This is a genomic window from Mesorhizobium caraganae (genome assembly GCF_016836705.1).
Taxonomy (GTDB): Bacteria; Pseudomonadota; Alphaproteobacteria; order Rhizobiales; family Rhizobiaceae; genus Mesorhizobium; species Mesorhizobium caraganae.
Genome location: NZ_JAFCGY010000007.1, coordinates 137,699 through 155,035, shown reverse-complemented (window position 1 = coordinate 155,035; position 17,337 = coordinate 137,699). Strand labels below are relative to the sequence as shown.

At 58.1% G+C, this 17,337-nt stretch carries 25 protein-coding genes; 13 read left to right on the top strand and 12 right to left on the bottom strand.

What is annotated here, in order from left to right; genetic code table 11:
• Positions 1 to 569: 569 nt before the first annotated feature.
• Entirely contained in the window at positions 570 to 1,115 is a 546-nt protein-coding gene (locus tag JQK88_RS16355) for an ATP-dependent DNA ligase (protein WP_246501707.1), read from the top strand.
• Positions 1,116 to 1,386: 271 nt separating this feature from the next.
• Positions 1,387 to 1,818: a hypothetical protein gene (locus JQK88_RS16350; protein ID WP_203278840.1), complete on the top strand. Its 432-nt coding sequence runs from the start codon at positions 1,387 to 1,389 to the stop codon at positions 1,816 to 1,818.
• Here the strand turns inward: JQK88_RS16350 and JQK88_RS16345 are convergent.
• From JQK88_RS16345 to JQK88_RS16335, 3 genes are all read right to left on the bottom strand, one after another.
• Complete coding sequence (locus JQK88_RS16345) at positions 1,809 to 2,108, bottom strand: DUF1236 domain-containing protein (RefSeq protein ID WP_192255660.1); 300 nt, start codon at positions 2,106 to 2,108, stop codon at positions 1,809 to 1,811. The genes JQK88_RS16350 and JQK88_RS16345 overlap by 10 nt on opposite strands.
• 633 nt (positions 2,109 to 2,741) lie before the next feature.
• A complete protein-coding gene (locus JQK88_RS36160) occupies positions 2,742 to 3,212 on the bottom strand; it encodes a hypothetical protein (protein WP_246501708.1) in 471 nt (156 codons plus the stop codon).
• A 1,050-nt stretch (positions 3,213 to 4,262) separates the two neighbouring features.
• The gene (locus JQK88_RS16335; protein ID WP_192255662.1) at positions 4,263 to 4,535 is read right to left on the bottom strand and encodes a hypothetical protein; all 273 of its coding nucleotides are present in this window, start codon (positions 4,533 to 4,535) and stop codon (positions 4,263 to 4,265) included.
• Between the two features lie 193 nt (positions 4,536 to 4,728).
• Here JQK88_RS16335 and JQK88_RS16330 point away from each other — a divergent pair, with 193 nt between their 5' ends.
• Positions 4,729 to 5,007, top strand: coding sequence for a helix-turn-helix domain-containing protein (locus tag JQK88_RS16330; RefSeq protein WP_312037283.1), 279 nt, complete (start codon positions 4,729 to 4,731; stop codon positions 5,005 to 5,007).
• Between the two features lie 431 nt (positions 5,008 to 5,438).
• On the top strand, positions 5,439 to 5,918 hold the full coding sequence (locus JQK88_RS16325) for a hypothetical protein (protein ID WP_203278839.1): 480 nt from the start codon (positions 5,439 to 5,441) through the stop codon (positions 5,916 to 5,918).
• Here JQK88_RS16325 and JQK88_RS16320 read toward each other — a convergent pair.
• The 4 genes from JQK88_RS16320 to JQK88_RS36150 form a co-directional block, all read right to left on the bottom strand.
• Positions 5,915 to 6,181, bottom strand: a complete 267-nt coding sequence (locus tag JQK88_RS16320; RefSeq protein ID WP_210388319.1) for a hypothetical protein — start codon at positions 6,179 to 6,181, stop codon at positions 5,915 to 5,917. The genes JQK88_RS16325 and JQK88_RS16320 overlap by 4 nt on opposite strands.
• A gap of 15 nt (positions 6,182 to 6,196) precedes the next feature.
• On the bottom strand, positions 6,197 to 6,418 hold the full coding sequence (locus tag JQK88_RS16315; protein ID WP_192255668.1) for a DUF768 domain-containing protein: 222 nt from the start codon (positions 6,416 to 6,418) through the stop codon (positions 6,197 to 6,199).
• 134 nt (positions 6,419 to 6,552) lie between these two features.
• On the bottom strand, positions 6,553 to 6,921 hold the full coding sequence (locus JQK88_RS36155) for a DNA ligase-like domain-containing protein (protein WP_246749853.1): 369 nt from the start codon (positions 6,919 to 6,921) through the stop codon (positions 6,553 to 6,555).
• Positions 6,922 to 6,949: 28 nt separating this feature from the next.
• Positions 6,950 to 7,324, bottom strand: a complete 375-nt coding sequence (locus JQK88_RS36150; RefSeq protein ID WP_246749852.1) for an ATP-dependent DNA ligase — start codon at positions 7,322 to 7,324, stop codon at positions 6,950 to 6,952.
• A gap of 80 nt (positions 7,325 to 7,404) precedes the next feature.
• Here JQK88_RS36150 and JQK88_RS16305 point away from each other — a divergent pair, with 80 nt between their 5' ends.
• Positions 7,405 to 7,626, top strand: a complete 222-nt coding sequence (locus JQK88_RS16305; RefSeq protein ID WP_246501710.1) for a hypothetical protein — start codon at positions 7,405 to 7,407, stop codon at positions 7,624 to 7,626.
• 457 nt (positions 7,627 to 8,083) lie between these two features.
• Here the strand turns inward: JQK88_RS16305 and JQK88_RS16300 are convergent, their stop codons facing one another.
• Both JQK88_RS16300 and JQK88_RS16295 read right to left on the bottom strand, forming a co-directional pair.
• Positions 8,084 to 8,305, bottom strand: coding sequence for a DUF768 domain-containing protein (locus JQK88_RS16300; protein ID WP_203278838.1), 222 nt, complete (start codon positions 8,303 to 8,305; stop codon positions 8,084 to 8,086).
• A gap of 352 nt (positions 8,306 to 8,657) precedes the next feature.
• Positions 8,658 to 8,864, bottom strand: coding sequence for an ATP-binding protein (locus tag JQK88_RS16295; protein ID WP_192255672.1), 207 nt, complete (start codon positions 8,862 to 8,864; stop codon positions 8,658 to 8,660).
• A 298-nt stretch (positions 8,865 to 9,162) separates the two neighbouring features.
• Between JQK88_RS16295 and JQK88_RS37795 the strand changes: the two genes are divergently transcribed.
• A complete protein-coding gene (locus JQK88_RS37795) occupies positions 9,163 to 9,381 on the top strand; it encodes an ATP-dependent DNA ligase (protein WP_446669877.1) in 219 nt (72 codons plus the stop codon).
• Positions 9,382 to 9,887: 506 nt separating this feature from the next.
• Positions 9,888 to 10,853 (top strand): IS481 family transposase, encoded by a 966-nt coding sequence (locus JQK88_RS16285; RefSeq protein WP_203278837.1) that lies wholly within the window; start codon positions 9,888 to 9,890, stop codon positions 10,851 to 10,853.
• A 460-nt stretch (positions 10,854 to 11,313) separates the two neighbouring features.
• Here JQK88_RS16285 and JQK88_RS16280 read toward each other — a convergent pair whose 3' ends face one another.
• On the bottom strand, positions 11,314 to 11,514 hold the full coding sequence (locus JQK88_RS16280) for a hypothetical protein (RefSeq protein ID WP_203278868.1): 201 nt from the start codon (positions 11,512 to 11,514) through the stop codon (positions 11,314 to 11,316).
• Positions 11,515 to 11,565: 51 nt separating this feature from the next.
• Positions 11,566 to 11,874: a hypothetical protein gene (locus tag JQK88_RS16275; protein WP_203278836.1), complete on the bottom strand. Its 309-nt coding sequence runs from the start codon at positions 11,872 to 11,874 to the stop codon at positions 11,566 to 11,568.
• Between the two features lie 225 nt (positions 11,875 to 12,099).
• Here JQK88_RS16275 and JQK88_RS37195 point away from each other — a divergent pair, with 225 nt between their 5' ends.
• From JQK88_RS37195 to JQK88_RS16255, 6 genes are all read left to right on the top strand, one after another.
• Positions 12,100 to 12,423: a hypothetical protein gene (locus JQK88_RS37195; protein WP_312037282.1), complete on the top strand. Its 324-nt coding sequence runs from the start codon at positions 12,100 to 12,102 to the stop codon at positions 12,421 to 12,423.
• A 49-nt stretch (positions 12,424 to 12,472) separates the two neighbouring features.
• The gene (locus tag JQK88_RS16265) at positions 12,473 to 12,724 is read left to right on the top strand and encodes a hypothetical protein (RefSeq protein ID WP_203278835.1); all 252 of its coding nucleotides are present in this window, start codon (positions 12,473 to 12,475) and stop codon (positions 12,722 to 12,724) included.
• Between the two features lie 906 nt (positions 12,725 to 13,630).
• On the top strand, positions 13,631 to 13,891 hold the full coding sequence (locus JQK88_RS37430) for an SGNH hydrolase domain-containing protein (protein ID WP_376740423.1): 261 nt from the start codon (positions 13,631 to 13,633) through the stop codon (positions 13,889 to 13,891).
• On the top strand, positions 13,791 to 14,252 hold the full coding sequence (locus tag JQK88_RS16260; RefSeq protein WP_203278834.1) for a hypothetical protein: 462 nt from the start codon (positions 13,791 to 13,793) through the stop codon (positions 14,250 to 14,252). The genes JQK88_RS37430 and JQK88_RS16260 overlap by 101 nt, the downstream gene beginning before the upstream one ends.
• A complete protein-coding gene (locus JQK88_RS37425) occupies positions 14,230 to 14,394 on the top strand; it encodes an SGNH hydrolase domain-containing protein (RefSeq protein WP_376740421.1) in 165 nt (54 codons plus the stop codon). The genes JQK88_RS16260 and JQK88_RS37425 overlap by 23 nt, the downstream gene beginning before the upstream one ends.
• Before the next feature lie 241 nt (positions 14,395 to 14,635).
• On the top strand, positions 14,636 to 15,823 hold the full coding sequence (locus JQK88_RS16255; RefSeq protein ID WP_203278833.1) for an acyltransferase family protein: 1,188 nt from the start codon (positions 14,636 to 14,638) through the stop codon (positions 15,821 to 15,823).
• 40 nt (positions 15,824 to 15,863) lie between these two features.
• On the opposite strand, the gene JQK88_RS16250 is transcribed toward JQK88_RS16255, so the two are convergent.
• Positions 15,864 to 16,973 (bottom strand): acyltransferase family protein, encoded by a 1,110-nt coding sequence (locus JQK88_RS16250; RefSeq protein ID WP_203278832.1) that lies wholly within the window; start codon positions 16,971 to 16,973, stop codon positions 15,864 to 15,866.
• Between the last annotated feature and the right edge of the window lie 364 nt (positions 16,974 to 17,337).

The following is a 17,337-nucleotide window of genomic DNA, read 5'->3' as shown; positions in this document are numbered from 1 at the left end:
TTTGGTCGCGGGCCCGCAAGGCTGCACACACAGGTGGCGCAAGCCGCCGCAAAGAAAGTATGACTTGCCCACGCGTGGGCAACCAACCCTTATCGGCTGAATTTCCTCAAGCACAGGCGAGTGCAGTCCAAATGCCCATTCTCTGACGAAATGCGTGACCTGTATTAAGTTCGAGTGTCCTTATTGCTTTATTCCAGTCGTCATAAGACTCCTGGCTTAAAGTGATCGCCGGTTTCGCTGGATGCGGCGAGTTCGGATCGGCTATTCAGACAAGCTCGTTTTCTTGAAAAGCAACGGCAGAGGCAAAAAGAAATCGCACGAGTAAGCCTACGCCCATCGTTGAAAGCACGTGTCGTAAACCGTTGATTCAACCATTGCTGGTATTTTGGATGGGTGTGGGAGCGGCTCCGACAGTGCGGCTTGGGTTGGGGCTGTCGGAGCCGCCTGCGCAGCCGGGTAGGATTTGACCGCGCCGTCCTATTTTGGGACAGCGCGGTCAATGATTCGTTAAAATGTTCCGGAACTAATTAAGCGCGTGCTAATTGAATCCGCCGGGCGTGGGTCAGTTCATGCGTTTGAAGTTTGTCGATCCATTGGATGCCGACCCTCGTGGAGAAACCACCAAAGGGGAGCGACTGGATTCACGAGGTCAAGTTCGACGGCTACCGATCGCAGATGGTGATCGACGAGGACGGCACGCGCATCTTTCCCGCCGAGGGCTGGACTGGACTTCGAAATATCGAGACCTTGCCGCCGCCAGCGCAGAGCTTGGCGCCGAAAGCGCGATCATCGACGGCGAGATCATCGTACTCAACGACAAAGGCCTGTCAGACTTTGCAACTTTGCGGAAGGTCATCACCCGCCGGCAGCACGACCTCTATTTCGTCGCCTTCGATCTCCTCCACCTCAATGGCCACGATCTGCGTGACATGGCCCTGGACGAACGGCGAGAGATCCTTGAAAGCATGATCCCCGCCGACATTCGAATCCAGTTCCGATATTCGAAGCCCTTATGCAGGGGTTGCGCTAGCAACTCGGTGGCAGGAACGGCAGCTAATAAATGTCTCGGCAGCCTAGCTGCTGATTTTGAAAATCCCGCCGGATGGGTCTTGTAAAAATCGACGTTTCCCGTTGCTTTCTAAAGAGCTTGCGATGGACGACGTCCAAGTCAACAAGCAGCGCCATGTTGAATTGATCGAAGCCGGCGGCGAATAGTTTGTCAGCGTGATCGACGGCGACGAAGAACTCACCCGTACTTTCGAGATTGAGTCTTTCGCTTGGGTACCCAAGACGGCTCGGCCTTGATCGCATCATCCGGATTTGACCGGCGCTCGGATATCGCGGGCATCTTCGATCCCGCCATCAGCCGTCCGGAAGTGGATTCGAATGGCAAGCTCGTTCATCAATTTTCCCGTAGAGACAAGGCCGAGTCTGCTTTTGAGAGTCAGGCATCGCGCAAGCCTTGTGAAATCGGACGAAATCAGCATTTCAAGGCTCGCCGCCCCCGGCCGCGAGTCTCATGGATGTCGGATTGGATTCGGGATCTCGTTGCTGGCCGTCCTGCAGGAACGAAGCAATGAGGTCATCGCCGTCAATCCGGCCGCTTATGTCCCCCATGATCGATGCAACTTTTTTGAAGGCCTTCATATCCGTCTCTGTTATGCGGTCGCGCATTGTCGCTTTGAGATCAGCCACGCGGGTTTGAGGGCTGGCGAAATCTCGACGTCATTCAACATTTCCATTGTCCTAGGTCGCGTGGTGAATTCGCAGCCCGCCGCCACAACTGGCGGCGGGCTACAGCAATTCGATCAGTCGTAGACCTTGATAATTTTGCGGGTGCCTGGGTCGACCAGAACCGTGCGATTGTCGACCACGACGTAGCGGTATTTGACGTCGGGAACCTCATGAAGTTCCACCGTGTCAGGAAGAGCGGTGCCAACATTCAGCTCCACGCCCGGAAGCTTAACCGACGCGAGCGGCTGCTTCTTCACGTATTCGCGAACGACCGTGTCCTGTTCCGGTGTGATGACGACATCCTGTGCTGCCACGGCGCCTACGCCGGCCAACAGCAAGAGCGCCGCAGCGGCGCTTGTGAAATGCATTCGCATCTATTTCTCCTCTGGTAACCTGGCGACGGCACCACGCCTGTTCGCCTGCCAAACGAACTCGAACTCAGATCGAATGTTCCTGCACCAGACTTCAGTCTGATGCCGGATCGGACCAAGTGCCGTCGCTGAAACTCGATGGTCGTACTCGGGGACTAGACGGATCGGCTTAAGCCTAGGGGCGTTGTTTCCCCAAATTCGGAGAAGACAGATGGATAAAAGCGTTGGCCAAGCACGCTGGTTGCTCTTTCCAATTTTCGCGACCGCCGTCACGTTTCTGGTGATGGCCATGACGCTTGGATGAAAGCCTAGCCAACATCAAAACCGCGGCCTACTACCAGTCCAGATATCGGCCGCTTGATGCGACATAGATGCGACATGTCGCCAAAAAGCTAAACGAAATCAATCGCCAGCAGCGGACTGAAAAGCCGCGGTGGTTCGAATCCGCCTCTGGGCACCATATTTTTCCGAAGCAAAAACAATAGCTTGGCAGGGGGAAAAGGTCGCGACTTGATCGATTTCATGTTGCGTTATGTTGCTACTGGCTACCATTGATTACAAACAATTCCCGCCTGCTATCGGCAAGGCCGTGCGACATGGTTGCGACATGCCGGCAAGAGAAATTCCACCATAGCCTTAGTCATCGACCAGACGCCAGCTATAGGTTCCTGCACCATTGATTTGCAGCTGTTCGCCAGCCACGCCATCGCGAACATAGCAACCCCAGGCAAATCCGTATGGCCACTTCTTGATCACCACGCGCTCAACCCGCATGAAGTGGGTGGGCGATTGGAGCCATGACTCCTTGAGCGCCTTAAACGGTACTGTACGCCCCTTGAATTCCCAAAGCTGAAAGATGTTGCGCGAACCGACCATTTCGGTGAGCGGAGGGCCAGGTTCAGGTTCTGCGTCGGCGCCTTCGCGGAGCTTTACCAGGCGCCGTCTAGAATCCTCAAGAACACTGTGGCAGAGCCGGCACAATGTCACCAAGGCGCTCTCAGGAACAAGCAATGGATTGCCGGTTTCGCTGTAGCCCCAATTGGTCACCCCTTCAGCATCCGTCGCCGAGGGTCTCCAATGATGGATGTTGAGCAGGTCAACCGACAAGCCATTCCGACACTTGCGGCCGTCGCGCTCAAGACCCTCTCCCGCAGCGCGAGCCAGTCCGGGTCGTGGTAGTCGAGAGGCCGTCGCGGCGTATCGCTTGTCATTGTCAACTTCTCGCAAGAATGACCTAAATCATCACGCTACTCTCAAGTCGACAAGCCTGATCGGCCGCTGAAGGAGCATGAAAAAGCCCGCCAGCGCGAGGCATCTGTGAATTTTGTCACAGACGCCATCGACGTATCGGCGTAGGCTACGTGCAGTTTCCTGCAGCGGTGAAGGGAGTGCTCCAATGCTTGTGAACCTTCCTATGCTTGTGAATCTTCCTCTTGTCGCAGTTGGTCCCCTTGCCTATTGGCTCCGTCATCGAGCCGAGCAGAAGGCGCTGTTGAAGGCAACGGACGAGTTGAGAGAGTCACCAGACGACATGCTCAGCGACATCGGGATTTCCCGTGACGACATCACGACGTTTGCGTTCCGCAGCTCGGCGTCGAGACGTAGGGGCTGAGCAATGAGAAGGCCCGCAACCGTGAGGCTGCGGGCGTTAGTTCGGGAGGAGTCTCAGGGGCGGCTCCCCTTCTTTGCCCCACTGACGACGGTACGCCTCACTTAGCTGGAAAAAAAAGCTCGCAGCGGTTGAAGCTCTGCATATTCGAGCTGCGTGACTTTTCTGCCACATAAGAAAAGCCCGCCACCGATGAGACAGCGAGCAGTCGGATATCGCGGAGGAAAAAGGCCCGGAAGCTGAAGCCGCCGGGCCCAAACACCAGGATGTCTCTCAATGAAGACAGCCGAGCATATCATTTAAGACGGTGCTAATAAACCCGGTCATGGCGGCAATTAGTCAAGGCGGCGCAGTGATCGCCGTCACGATTGCCCGGCAGATCGAAGTCTTGCGACTTTCACCGCCGAAGCTGTGCCTGGACGCCATGAACTTGTGCCGGAATTCGTCAGCAGTGCGAAGCCTATCCTTAAGGGTCGGCAATTCGCGACGCGTCTCGGCGATCTTGGCGAAGAGTTGGGCGACATCGCTTTGAAATCTGCTTAGGCTACTCATAGCGACACCAGCACTTCCTGCGACTGGTCAGTTTCCCAAGTGACGGGTTCGCAGTCGCATTGATCTGGCTCAGCGTCGTGGCCGTCCTCGTCGTCGCAGTTATCTAGCTCTAGATCATCGAGGCAGCCGAGTGATGGCTCGTCGTCGGCTGTGTCTTCCAGATCGCAATCCGCCTCCATGAGATCGAGTGCCGTTATCAGGCTCATGGCGCGGTCTAGGAGATCGTTGAGGCGCTTCTCGACAGACTGGCGCCAGACGCGCGGGTTCATGCCTTGGCGACGTCGCCCATGACGATAATGGGTCGGCGGGAGAATCTCCCGATGATATGGCCTCCCTCGGCAGCGGGCATAGCTTCGCCGGCCGCCGGAACTGGTGTGTTCGGCATGGTTTCGTCCTTTCAACGAAAAACGTTTACAGTTCTTGTAAACCGTTAAACAATCGCCGTGTCAACGGATTTCGTTTATGGTAGACGAATTTCGCGGAACGGGAGAGGTAGCAGTAATGTCGATGACGCCGTCCCAGTCGCGCGCAGCACGAGGCTTGCTTGACTGGTCGCAACAGAAGTTGGCGGACCAATCCAACCTTAGTGAAAGCTCGGTTCGCGACTTTGAGAAGGGGCGCCGGGTACCATCGGTCAACAACTTGGCCGCTATACGCTCTGCCCTCGAATCGGCCGGCGTCGAGTTCATCGCTGAGAATGGCGGCGGCCCCGGCGTGAGGCTGAGGAAGCCAGGGGCGTAGCGGAGTGTATCATTTTAATACAATCCACAATTGGTAGACTCCTACGATGCATCGGCAGCTAGTGTCTCCGTCAGCCAAAAAAGGGAGGGAGGCGCCTTGAACTGGGAGGAACGATGTTGTCTGTTCAAAATGAAGACTATCGAACGAATAGAGCCGATTATCAGATTGCCGCGATGAAAGGCCGAGCGACCGCGGATGACGATCACGATGAGATACTGGCAAGAAAAAAGAAGTCCATGTGGCTAAGAGATCGGCGATCCGCCAGATTGGCCGCAAATCAGTATGAAAGCCTGCCAGGACCGAGAGCCAGACCGCGCGGCTAGTAAGCGCGTCCGGAGTTCGCCACTTCCATCTGCTGAAATCGTCAAGCGCGCCCTTGCGGTGGCAAAGCTGCGCGCTTCCTTTGCACCATTCTTTGAGGGAAGGGAACAATGGACGAAACGGTCGACCAGTATGAAAAGCGAGTGGCAGAGGCGAGGCTGACGTTCAGCCGACGCGAAGAAGCAGCCCGAATGCACACTTCCCAAATTCAGACATTTGCTTCGGATGCAATGAAGGCGCCGGCCTTGGTTGCCGCCGGCGGCGTTGCTGCCGCACTTGGTTTTACAGCGCCAACTACGCTCGGCTCTCAAGCTTCGTTGGGCCGCTGTCCTGCTCATCGCGGGTTCGATCGGATGCTTAATGCGAAGCGGTTTTCTTTTTCTCAGCATCTTGCGTTGAAGTATCCAAGGAAGGGGGATTCACAGATTCGCGGTTTCGATCTACATTGCACCTTTCCGCTGCCCTCAGAGAAGCCCGCCAGGACGTTTGGCACCCTGTCCGCGCCTCTCCCTCGATCTGGTCGGCAAGCTCGCTCTCTAGGGATCGCTACAGGCCTAGGCGTTGGAATTGGAATGGCGATCGCGGGTTAGCTGTCCTTCGCTTTGCCATAACCGGTCGGACTGGTGTCGGGCGTATAGATCAGGCCGACGTCGATCCCGTTACATTTCTTGCAGCGAAGCTTCGGCCGTATGTCCCATTCCATGGCCGGCGCATCCGGGCCGAATCGGTCGCGGAGCTTCGTAAGGTTGAGTTCCTGTTTATGGTGACAAGCCGGTTTGTGGCAGTACGCCGTCACCGTCATCTTGTCATCGATCAGCGATTGGAACGTCCAGCCTTTTCCTATCTGGCCCATATCTCGCGGTGACGATCAGTCTGCCAAGCTGCCGTCGCGGTGTTGCATCGCGTCGAGGATGACCTCGAACACGCTGCTCACTTCCTCAGTGATCTCACCGACGCCGATGCCCGCACTGTCGGCGGCTCTCATAACTTCGTCGGCCAGATCGCTGATGGCGACAGGATCGTCGCTTATGGCGTCGGGCAGATGATCTGCCATCCATTTGTCGAGGAACTTGATGCCGCGGGTGCTCATCGAGTCATAAGCTCGACCCTGGTCTTAGGTTCCGTCATCGACAATGCCCTTTACCGATGCATGCCGCAGTTTTGCCTCGCCCCGCAGATGCTTGACCCTCGCCTTGATACCGGGCTTCAGCCACTCGACACCGGTCATCGCCTTCGGAACACCATCCAGTGCCTCTCGCGCGGCCTGCACCCTTTCCAAAGCCGTTCGCGGACATCGTTCGGCAACGTGATGAACGCCGACCCTGCATACTTGCCGCCTTGCCCCATCAAGGCCATGGCGGGCTTGCCCGGCTCACGCTTGACGCCAAGCAGGTCGAGTTCGCTGAATTCGTAACATTTGATTTTCAGCCAGGCGTCGGACTCGCCGCTCCTGTAGGGCGCACCGCGGCGCTTCGACACCATGCCTTCGAGGCGCAGCTTCTCAATGCCTTGGAAGAATGCAGCGCCGCCGCCGTCAACATGCTCGCTGAATTGGATGATACCGTCTGCCGGCTTGACCAGATCCCAAAGCATCGCCCGCCGCTCAACGATCGGCAGCGCCCTAGTCTTTACCGTCGAGGTGCAGGAGGTCAAAGGCTACGAATGCCAACCGTTCGGCATTCCAGGCCATCGCCGAGCGCAACGCATAGAAATCCGGGGCGCCGTTTGGTGTCGGTGCAATGACCTCGCCATCAATGATTGCCGACCGTGCACCGAGCGCCTCGGCGGCTGTCACGATCGGCCAATAGCGCAACGTCCAGCCAATCCCGGTCTTCGTGTATGCCCGCGCGCCGTCCCAGTCGATGATGACCTGCGTCCGGTACCCGTCGTACTTGATTTCGTGGATCCAATCATCGCTTTCGGGCGGCGTCTCGACCAGGCGCGGCAGTTGCGGCGGGACGAATTTCAGCCTTCCAGGGCTGGGACTTCTACGCATGCACACACACTCCAGCGACGGGATCCAATTAGCATGCGCTTAAATAGTTCCGGAACATTTGAGACGAGTTGCATGTTTCAATGGCTATGAAGATCGAAGCCGACGATTGCCGGGCAGCGCTGACGCTCATCCGGCGCACAATCGAGGATCACTGCCCGCCTGGCGTGCTGCCGAGCGAGGAAGCGGTGAATGGTCTCTATGGGCCGGGTCTGATGGACGAGGCCGAGGCATTGGCAGCTGCCATCGTCGCAACGATCGACCAAATGCAATTGCGCGTGATGATGAAACCGCCGACCAAATAGACCGACACAGGGAAGCCCGCCAGCGCGCGTTAGCCTTGCCCGCTGTCCTACACCGCCAATCTCGCGCGGCTAGATTGCGTCCTTCGTTTGTATGTTTCGCCCATGCCCGCTTTGGCGCGTTATAGATTCCAAGCCGGTTTTGAGGTCTATGCCCCGGCTAGGCCCGGCGCGTACTTGGCTCTCCTCGGCCAAAGGTGCCGGGCCGCACCGGATAAAGGTGTGCGTTCCGAAGGTCTGCAGCAAGGAAAATTGGAAGGCGATCCTTGCACGTTCGCCTCCAAAACCTAGCGCCTCTTCCCCTTCGGCGTGATCTCCTCAACCCGCACATTGTCGCCAATCTCCTTGGCCATATCGAACGCCTTCTGCTTGTCCTTGGTGGTAAGCACGGTTCGCTAGTGCGGCTTGTCAAAAACGCTGACAACGTAGGTCGTGGCCTCCGGTTTTTCGGCCATCTGGATCAGCCAGCCAAGCCGGCGGTGTGATGCACGATCGCGTCCAGGATAGTTTCATAGACACTGCCGGCGTCTTCCTCGATCTCGACGCTCTTGATCCCGAGCGCCTTAGCATCGGCGAACAGCTTGTGCGTCAGCTCGGCGACTGAGATAATGTCGGCGCTGACCGTTTCGGGGACGTTCCCGGAAATCCATTTGTGAAGGAAGTTTGTGCCGCGTGTGCTCATGAGTGAATAAAGCGCCTCCTTTTATTAAGTTCCACTCATATACATTCCGCTAGGGAAGAACGCTTGCCGGTAAGCGAAAGAGTGGCCCGCGCCGCTTATCGAAAGGGAAGCGCGGGCCGACCAAGATCCGCACCTTGGCCAGCGGCTTTAAGCCCGGGAGGCGCAGACGCTGCATCCACAACCACCCGTATATCGCAAAGTTCCGACACGCACGAAAAAGCCCGCCACTTAAGGCAGCGGGCTCCGATCGTCCATGGAGGTCCGATCTCCAGGGGACGAGAAAGCCGTTCAGTCCAGTGCATGAAGCCAACTAGACTTTGTGCCGCTCATCTTGACGCTGGCGTTGCCATGCCTAGCCCACCAAGTTAGCCGCGAAGGCGTACTCGAAAATGTGGCCGCGCTTCTCGTCGGTCACTCTGATCCACACCGCCTCGTTTGTGCGCAATGTGACGCTGCTTTCCGTTGCTTCCTGGGCTGCCCTTAGAGGCGTTGTCGCGTTGACAACGTGGGTAGCCGTGACGGCATCGCCGTTCATTTCCTCGACATGATACTTCGGCAACTCGGCCGCTCCTTAATTATCCAGCTCAAGCGGCTCATGATCGGGCTGCTCGTGCCACAACACTTGCCGAATGTCGCGCCGGTCGACGCGCTGACCGCATATTGGGCATTCGTGAAAATGGTCGTGGCCGTTGCCGGGCCTCTGAGGTTTGCCGGGGAAAGGTGGCGGTCCGAGATCTGCAATTCGTGTCATGACCGACCGAACCCGGCTGCGGCGTAAAGGTTCCCAAGTGGGAACCATTTCAGCACCTGCTAATTGAATGGGCGGGTGTGGGTGTGTTTATGAGTTCGTCGAGCCTTTGCTGCCGACCCTTATGGAGAAGCCTCCTGAAGGCGACGAATGGATTCACGAAGTCAAGTTCGAGGGCTATCGTTCCCAGATCATCATCGACGATGAGGGCGTCCGCATCTTCACCCGGCGCGTGCTGGACTGGACGTCGAAGTATCGTGGCCTCGCCAAGGCGGCCGGCGACCTAGAGGTAGAGAGCGCGATCATCGCCGGCGAGAAACCTGAATGAGGCCGGACTGTCCGACTTCGGTGAGTTGCGCAAGGCGATAACCCGCCGGGAGCATGATCTGTATTTCGTGGCGTTCGATCTTCTCCACCTAAACGGCCACGATCTGCGGGACAGGAACGTCGACCAACTGGTTGAAGGCGAAATGCCACGCGATCGGCGAGTTCGATCTGCTGGGCGTCGAGCGTGAACCAGGCAAGCATCCTTCGCGCTGCTGGCCGAGCGCGGCACTGGGCGCTATGTTGGCTCGGCTTTCATCACTCTGAACCGCGAGATGCGAGAAACGTCGGTGGAAGCGCGTTCAGGAGCATGCAGGACCGGCGCCAGCGGGCATGAAGCGACCGGCGACGCAATGGGTCAAGCCAGGGCTGATCGGCCGTGTGAAGCACTTGCGCGGCGAGGAGGACTTAGGCCACGCTTCCCTGCAAGATTTTCGGGAGGAGGAGGACTAGCTGTTTGATCCCGCACTTTGATGGTGCACCATTGTCGCACGAATCAAGGGAAGCGCTATGGGCCAGGTTCTGCACGGGAGCGCCACGACGACTGAGGCGATCCGTCGAGCGATACAACATAGTCAAGAGAGCCTGAGAGCTCTGGCCAGGCGCTACGGCATCAACCAGAAGACGGTGGCGAAGTGGAAGAACCGGACCTCGGTCACCGATGTGCCGACTGGCCCGAAAGAACCAAGGTCGACGGTGCTGTCGATCGAGGAGGAGGCGATCATCGTCGCGTTCCGCAAACACACGCTCCTGCCTCTGGATGATTGCTTCTACGCCTTGCAGCCGACCATTCCGCACCTGACACGCTCTTCATTGCATCGCTGCCTGCAGCGTCACGGGATTGGACGGTTGCCCGATGTCGAAGGCGACAAGTCGGCCAAGAAGAAGTTCAAGAGCGACCCGATCGGCTACTTCCACATTGATATCGCCGAGGTGCAGACCGCCGAAGGCAAGCTCTACCTCTGTGTCGCTGTCGATCGCACGAGCAAATTCACGTTCGTGCAGGTCGTCAGGAAGACGGGCCGGACCTCGGCAGCGGCCTTCCTCACGGCCCTGATTGAGGCGGTTCCCTACAAGATCCACACCGTGCTCACCGACAATGGCATCCAGTTCACCTTCCCGCAGCGATACCCCGATGGGCCGACGGCGCGTTATGTGACGCACATGTTCGACATGCGCTGCCAGGAGAACGGAATCGAGCACCGGCTTACCAAAGTGAAGCACCTTTGGACGAACGGGCAGGTCGAGAGGATGAACCGCACGATCAAGGAAGCCACGCTCCAGCGATATCACTACGACAGACACCGGCAGCTCGAAGCCCATCTCGCCGACTTTGTCAGTGCTTACAACTTCGGACGAAGGCTCAAGACCCTCAAAGGCCTCACACCATACGAGTTCATCTGCAAAATCTGGACAAAAGAGCCTGAGCGATTCAAGCTCGATCCGAGCCATCAAATGCCGGGACTGAACAACTAGATGCCGATCAGACGAAAAGCCGTGGATGCCGGCATTTTTGATCCTGACGAATTGGCCTTTCTGGGAGAGTTTTCGCGCAGATGAAAACCCATGACCAATCAGCCGGTTCTCAGAGCAGACTGGCCGCTCGGATAATAGCCAATTTTATGGCCGGCGTCGTTGACGAAGCGGAGCTGATTACTCTTTCAAGGCACCTCTGGGCCGCTAGAGCGGGGATCCCAGGCGCAGTCGCTCACTTTCTGCGAAATCCTTTGGCATCTTGTTCGAGTTCGAATTCACGCTTTTTGAGTCGACCTTGCTCAACGATTTGGACGATCCACTGACTGCCGAAAAAAATGACCGAAACGCGGGCAGGCCCATTACAGAGCTTGGCCATTGTTAGGACTACCCCTTATCGACAAGCGGCGTTTTCGTCTACGGTGACCGGGACGATCTCTTCGACAGGCTAGCGGTTCAAGGGTCAATAGAAAATCGGCGCCACATGGCTTTCGATCAGGCGCACGTGTTCGGCGTCGACAGTCACCAATGGCCGGAGGCTGACGGTCACCTTGTCGCCGTCGATGCGCGTGACCGGCCCGATTAATTCCATATGCTGGCCAATCACAGCCTTCGAAGTCGAATCGACAACAGAATGCGGGAAGTCGTAGGAGGGGATCGTCACGCTTTTCGAGATCTTGCGACCACGCGTTAGGGCTGAGCGCCGCGCTTTAGTTTACCCGTCGAACTTAGCGCTTAACGTCTCCCGATGATGAAGTGCCTGCCTGGGCTCCGGCTCACTGTCCTCGTCTTCGTCGGCGTCCTCTCCATCATAGGCAGGAGGCGCCTCGAGCAGATCGATTCGTTGCTGACCCCAACGCTCTGCCGGGCCGCTTGGAGTGTCACCGGCAGACGGGTTCATGCGTTGCCTTTTTTGTTCGAAAAGTGCGACCTTGGCCGGATAGCCAAGCCTGATCTTCGCGCCGCATTGGTCGCAGTTGAACTTCGATATCACCTTGAACCACGAGCCTTTCTTGACCATCACATGTGAACAGCTGGGGCACACAAATTCCAGGTACTCGTCATTCAACTCATTCGAAATTAAGCTCCTCCCCAATACAACGACGTGAACGACACTGCCAACGTGGCGCCTCCGCAAATGTTCCGCGATCCGACCTCAGCAAATCGCCCTCAGACCTAGGTCCTAAACTCAGACAAAAAAGTCCGAGAAATGGGACGGTAGGGAACACTTGTGCAACAGCTGAATTGAATGGCGACCGCCGATCACCGTCTCTTCATCGCCGGTCTTTGGTTCCGCCGCCTTCCTTCCCGAGGGCGGCGGATCATTTTTGCAATAGTTCCGCTTCGCGCCCAGGGAGGATTGAAAATGATGAATGACGTCGAAATTTCGCCAGCCCTCGATACTCGATTGGCCTCGCTCAGGGCTAGGATGCGCGATGCGTGCATCACAGAGGCAGACATCAAGACCTTTCAGAAGGTCGCAACCATCATGGGTGGAGAGAGCGGCCGCATTGACGGCGATGACCTAATTGCAGCTTCTTTCGTCCTCGACGACAAGGCCGATCACCCGTAAATTCTCCCATGCATCGACAGTGCGCGTGGGTGGACTCGCGGGGTTTAAGGTGAAGGTTTTCGATAGACTTGAAGCGCTACTCGATGCGGGCGAACCGCAGGCAGCGTTAGCAGAGGCACGCACCGTAGTGCTTGAAATCGAGCGCCGGTCAAACGTGGTCGCGGGCGCAGTCGACGATTTCTTGATCGACCTGATGACCTTGGCGTTCGTAGCCGAAGCGTATGGCAATCACCTTGCCGAGGCCGCTCACAAACTCGCTCGGCGAAGGCTCTCAAAAGTCAGGCTGCTGACTAAGACCTGATGGGCGGGCTTAATGTCTCATGGTTCGGCTCCGTAGCCCGACGACAGTATGCGGCCCGTGCGTCTCCTGGCGGCTCGGTGTGGCCTGCAGACAGCGTTTCTCAACCCGCTCCCGAAACAGATCGAGGTTGCGCTGCTTCTGGCGCTCTCGCTCGAGCCGATAGCGCTCCGGCAATGGTTGCCAGTCCTTAGGCGCGGCATGGCTATCGCCGGCTAGATCGCGTCCTTCGTTTGTATGTTTCGCCCATACCCGCTCGGGCGCGTTATAGATGCCAAGCCGGTTTTTGAGGTCCATGCCCCCCGGCCAGGCCGGCGCGTACTTGGCTTCCTCGGCTAAGGTGCCGGGCCGCCCTGGAGTCGGGCTTGGCGTCGGCATTGCCATGGCGATTGTTGCCGACCGTAGCGACCGCGTTGGTCATCGACAAAGCCAATCCTTGTTCAGCGCCTTTTCCCTGCTTAAGACGCGGCCGTTCCAGTTCCTCGACGACGTCTCCTACTCGCTGTATCTCTGGCACTGGCCGATAGCAGTGTTTTTCACACATTGGAGGCCGTTTCGAAACTCGCTCCGGAGAGCAAGGTGGTGGGGGTCTTCCAAGCCGGACTTCCCCAATCCGTCGACAAACAGGCGAAGCGATCGGCCTGTGGAGTGGCCTGGCTATTCTTGCCGCAAGTGTTGGTCTGGCTGCTGTTTCGAAGATTCATGTTGAGGATCGTTTCGGTTTCCGGCAAACGTCGACACCGTCACGTTTCAAGTTCGTCGGGTTGGCCGCTGTTATTGCTCCCGTCCCGCTAGGGCCACTGGTCGCCTTCTGCGCGGTCTCTATGGAGATTGCGCGACAGCAAGCACTGATCTCCAGCAATCCAGACGATTATCCAGGCGCCAGAAGCATTGTTCGCCAACGCACCCGTGCCGAAAGTGAAGGCCTATGCTCCGTCGTTGCCAACGATTAAGAGGGACCTGCCAACAAGGGAAGGCTGCCGACCGCCGTCCGACGGAGTGGAGCCTCTCGGTTGCCAGTTTGGCGACCCAACCGGGGGACTCAAGGTCTTTCTGGTTGGGGATTCGCATGCTGAACAGTGGGTGCCAGCCTTTGTCAGGACAGCATCGGATCGTGGCTGGAATGCGAAAAGCTTTGCCAAGCCTGGCTGCCGCTATTCCCGACCATGATCCTGTACGGGATACTGATCGTCCGTTTCCGGATTGCCTGAGTTGGGGGCAATACTTGATGCGAACTATTCAACAGCAAAAGCCTGACATCGTCATTCTGGGGCAGAGAGATAATCTTCGTGCCTATTCCGACGACGGCAAGCAGGTCCCTGTCAGCGGTACGCTGGTACAACTGTGGCGCAAAATCGAGGCGCTGGGCTCCAAGGTGGTCGTCATCGCCGACACCCCATATTGGGGAGTGAAGCCCGAGCTATGCCTCGGGACCGGCATTGCACCATTCCGTATAGGCCCGTCGCAGGGTCGGACCCTGTCGTCCTCGCGCAGCGCTCTATCCACATGTGGTACTCGTCGATTTCAATGACATCGTGTGCCCCAGCGGCGATTGTCCCGCGGTTATCGGCAATGTCTTTGTCTGGCGTGACACCGATCACCTAACCGCAACCTATTCACGCTCTATGGCCGACATTTTTGGCAGGCGCATCGAGGCAATAGCAGTGAATTAGCTCGGACGCAGAAGCCCAATGATGTTCATGAGCTTTGACCTTGGGCGATTGGCGGTAGATTGTTTACGCGGCAGCACCAATGCTGGCCAAGGTTCCACAAGACCGCCCCGAAATTGCTAAAGCCAGACTCCCACACCGGTGGTCGCAGTGTCCTCCGTCAAGGCACACACTGCCGTCGTTACAGCATGTTTGCCTTCAATGGGTTGACAATCACGCCGCAAGCTCCATGCTGCAGTGCAACATGGCTAGCTACGAAACCAGCATCATCAGGTCGTCGCGCATCGAATGCCTGGACGGGCTTCGTGCGCTTGCGGCGATCTGGGTGCTTGTCGGGCACTGCCTGCTTTTGACCGGCTGGCAAATTCCGGTCCTCGGCGAGCCGGATCTTGGCGTCGACCTGTTCATCATGCTGTCCGGCTTCCTGATGGTGTTCCACTATCAGCTGCGCCAGGACAAGGAACCCTGGCAAAGACCGCAAACCTGGCTGAAATTCTGGACGCGCCGCTATTTCCGCATCGCGCCGCTGTTCTACGTCATGCTTTTCGCGGCGCTGGCGCTTGGCCCCTATCTTTACGATTGCCGGATCATCATCGACGATTTCCTGTCGCGATCGCACCAGGCGCCCGAACGCTACCTCGACGGCGGCCTGAAGAACATCGTTGCCCATCTCACCTTCCTGTTTGGGCTGGTGCCGAACCTCGCCTATCGCACGCCGCTGCCCGACTGGAGCCTGGGGCTGGAGATGCAGTTTTACGCGGTGTTCCCGGCCGTCATGCTGCTGGTGCGCAGGCTGGACTGGATCAGGAGCGCCATCCTGGTCGCGGCCGTCGGCTGCGCCATTGTGTTTGCGATGCGGCTGCTGTCGATCCATTTTCCGATGCCGTCCTTCCTGCCGCTGAAGATGCAGATCTTCCTGTGCGGGATGCTGCTGGCCGGCATAGTGCATCAGAGCCAGCCGCGGCCGATCCTCTACCTGGCACTGGCGCTGCTGTTGGCGGCGCTGCCCTTTGGCGGCGACTACGGGCTGGGCAAGCTTCTGGTGCGCGAAGCGCTGGTGGCGGGCTTCTTTGCGCTGGTTCTCTACCGCATGCTGCCGGGAAAGGCGGGAACGCTGGCGCGGGCGATCGCCGTGACGCTCAGCAACCGGTTCTTCCATCTGATGGGCGAGCTTTCCTTCAGCATCTACCTGATCCATCTGCTTGTGCTGCAGCCCGTCGCGGCGTTTTTCATCAGCCAATACGGAAACGAACTGGCGGCGCCGTTGCGCTTCGCGATCGTCGTTGCCGTGGTGCTGCCGACGGTGACGCTGCTGTCCTGGATCACCTACAATCTGATCGAGGTCCCCGGCCAGAAGGCTGGCCGCTTCGTCGTCCAGCGCTTTGGCCGCAAGGGCAGCGCGGCGGCGCTGGAGAGGACGCCGGCGGAGTAGGGCGCGAAGTCAGCCGGGGTCTCCTCGAACTGAATTCACCCTAGAACTGGGTCACGCCCTCGCGTGCGCGGCGAAGTGAAAGCCAATACCGCAGCAGGGCCCGGATATTCTTGTCGTAGACATAATGCGCGAATGCCGAGACCGCGATGATCAGGGTGGATGTCGCCAGGATGAACGGCAGGCCGTGCTCGTTCCATGAGATATCGGTCACAGCTTCGACCGCGGCGTTCGAAAGGCGGATGAGCGGCGTGTGAAGGACATAGATGGCGTAGGAGATGTTGCCGGAGAAGAGCGCAATCCAGCGCCAGAAACCGGAAAGCCGCAAGCGCGAGGCCACGAGAACGAGCCAGGGCCAGATCAGGACAATAACCACCAGACTGTACAACTGGACATGTTCGGCCGGATCGAAGCACATCAGCGCTCCGCACAGCACCAGCAGGACCAGCATATAGAGATTGCCGTCCCGGCTGTCCGCGGTCGCATACCGGTTGAGAAAGACCCCGAGAAAGAACGAGAAGGTGATCCGGGCGGGAGCCGCGATCGTGTTGTCCCAGTAGGCGCCGCCGCCAAGCACGACACCATGCCAGGCCATCAGCACCAGGGCCAGCAAGCCGACGCCGATAATGACAGCCAGCGAACGCGCAACCAGCCTTGTGGCCAACGCGGCAAAAAAGGCATTGGCGACGAGTTCATAAAACAGCGACCATGCCGGACCATCAAGCGGGAAAAGCAGGTCGGGAGCCGTCGAGAGCGCCGGCGGCGTCGGTAGGAAAAGAACGGAAAACCCAAGGGTTGCAAGCAAATCCAGCCGCGAATACGCACCGATCCCTTGTGTCGCGATGATTGCACCGACGCCGATCATTGCTAGGCCGAGTGCGGCGAAGTAGAGCGGGTAGAGCCTGAGAAGACGGGTCTCCGCGAAGCCCCAGAATGACATGCCTTTTCGGAACTTGTCGTCGTAGGCGTGGGCGATCACGAAGCCGCTCAGCAGAAAAAACAGGTCCACGGCGAGGAACCCTGAAGGCGCCAGATCATATCGCCGGCCCGTGTACTCGCTGAAGTGGCCGAGCATTACCAAGACGGCAGCAATGCCCCTAAGTCCATGCAGCGCGTCGAAGTGGGCCGTCCTTGAATCCCGCGTCTCGGTCATCCCGTTTCCGTCAGTTTTACTTTGCCTATCTACGCACCGATTGCTGCGATGCACAAGAAAGTTTTGCGGCGCACACTCAACCGACTGGCCGCGGGGCTAGAAAGCCTGATCGTCCCGCAGTCGGGAAAATGGCATGCGCTGACCATCGCCAGGCCAGGAGGGCGAAATGATGCGGGCCGATCTCGCAACAACCGTCGGCTACTACCGCCGCCCGTCCTATGGGATGGCAGGGACAAGAACGCCCGACGGCTTCGCGCCGCACAGTGCCTTTAAGCAGTTGCGAGGGCCGAGGTGGTGCAGTGTATGATGGGATTTCTGACGCTCGCCGAGACGCAACTGGCGCTGCCGGAAGCGGCGCGGGCGG